The 1,568-nt window shown below is 74.9% G+C and carries 3 protein-coding genes; 1 reads left to right on the top strand and 2 read right to left on the bottom strand.

Features of this window, described 5'->3' with window-relative positions:
• Window positions 1-205: alpha/beta fold hydrolase (locus ACFFNX_RS49565; RefSeq protein ID WP_378213448.1), on the top strand; the 205-nt coding region annotated here is incomplete at its 5' end.
• Here ACFFNX_RS49565 and ACFFNX_RS49560 read toward each other — a convergent pair.
• Both ACFFNX_RS49560 and ACFFNX_RS49555 read right to left on the bottom strand, forming a co-directional pair.
• Window positions 127-1,011, bottom strand: a complete 885-nt coding sequence (locus ACFFNX_RS49560; protein ID WP_378213447.1) for an IclR family transcriptional regulator — start codon at window positions 1,009-1,011, stop codon at window positions 127-129. The genes ACFFNX_RS49565 and ACFFNX_RS49560 overlap by 79 nt on opposite strands.
• 10 nt (window positions 1,012-1,021) lie before the next feature.
• Window positions 1,022-1,568 (bottom strand): thiamine pyrophosphate-dependent enzyme (locus ACFFNX_RS49555; RefSeq protein ID WP_378213446.1); only part of this gene is annotated, 547 nt, incomplete at its 5' end.

Here is a 1,568-nt window from a genome sequence, read left to right as displayed (position 1 = left end):
CGGCTGCCCGGTAACCGTGCTGCACGGCCGGCGCGATCCGACGAGGACACCGGACCAGGCGCGGGAGCTGGCCGCCGCCATCCCGGGCGCGCGGCTGCGTCTGCTGGACACCGGCCACACCCCGGTCTATGAGGACCCGGACGGGGTGGCCGCCGAACTGCTCGCCCTGCTCGCGCGCCGGCGCGAGGGCTCGGCGCCGCCCTGATCGGCCGCGGGGTCGTGGTCCAGGGTCGGGGCGGGCAGGACGAGCGTGCCGTTCGCGGTCGCGTGGGACAGCTCGCGGGACAGCGACAGGGCCGACGTTCGTACGGCCGGGGCGAGGCGCTCCAGGTCCAGGCGGCCGGCGTGGCCGGTGATGGAGATCGCGGCGATGACGCGCCGCCGGTGGTCGAACACCGGAGCGGCCACCGCGGACACCCCGACCTCCGACTCCTCCCGGTTGATCCCGTACCCCCGCTCCAGCGTGCGCGCGAGGTCGCGGACCAGCAGGCCCGGCATCGTGATCGTGTGCGGCGTGTGGCGCGCCAGGCCCGCGCTCAGGACGCGGCGCAGACGTTCCGGCGCTCCGAAGGCGAGGAACAGCTTCCCGGTCGCCGTGCAGTAGGCCGGCAGCCGTCCCCCGACGCGCGAGATGATCGGCATCGACCGGCGTCCGCTGACCTTCTCCAGGAACAGCGTGTCGATGCCGTCGAGCACGGCCAGGTGGACGTTCTCGTGCGAGGCCTCGTACAGGTCCTCCAGGTAGGGCAGGGCCGCCTCGCGCAGGCCGCGCGGGCGGGGCACCCGCTGGCCGAGCACGAACAGGCGCATGCCCAGCCGGTAGCCGCCCTCGGTGCGCTCCAGGGCGCCCCAGCCGACGAGCTCCCCGAGCAGCCGGTGCGCGGTCGGTTTCGGCAGGCCGGTGCGAGCGGCGAGTTCGGTGAGTGTCAGGTCGACGTCCGAGGGGCCGAAGGCGCCCAGCAGCCTCAGCCCGCGGGCGAGGACCGACTTGGGTGGGGGGGAGACATCCATGTCCGCAGCCTTATCCGCCGGGCCGCGTCGCGCAATGGCCCGCGACCGGCACATCGATGAGCAGGGGACGGTCGGAACCGGCGGCGAGAGTGTCGCGCAGCTCGGCCGCCGAGCCCACCCGTACGGCGTCGACGCCGAAGAGCCGGGCGGCGCCGGACCAGTCCAGCGCGGGCGGCGCGAGGTCCAGTCCCACGTACGATCCCAGCGCCGTCGAGCGGCTCTTGCGTTCGTCGAGCGTGTCCTTCAGCGTCCGGTACTCCCCGTTGTTCATCACCACGAACGTCACCGGCACCGCGTACCGCGCCGCCGTCCACAGGCCCTGGAGGCCGAACATCGCGCACCCGTCGCCCAGCACGGCGACGACGGGGCGGTCCGGGGCGCCCAGCCGGGTCCCGATCGCCGCGCCGATGCCCCAGCCGAGGCCGCCACCGACGGTGTGCGCGTACGAGCCGGGCCGGTCCTGGCGCAGTACGGTCCGCAGCCGCATTCCCACCGTGATCGCCTCCTCGACGACGATGGCGTCCGCGGGCAGGCCGTCGGCGACGGCGTGGCCCGGT

The sequence above is a fragment of the Actinoallomurus acaciae genome (assembly GCF_042429965.1).
GTDB lineage: Bacteria > Actinomycetota > Actinomycetes > Streptosporangiales > Streptosporangiaceae > Actinoallomurus > Actinoallomurus acaciae.
Note: the sequence above shows the minus strand (reverse complement) of the source record. Positions and strands in the feature narration are given on the sequence as shown.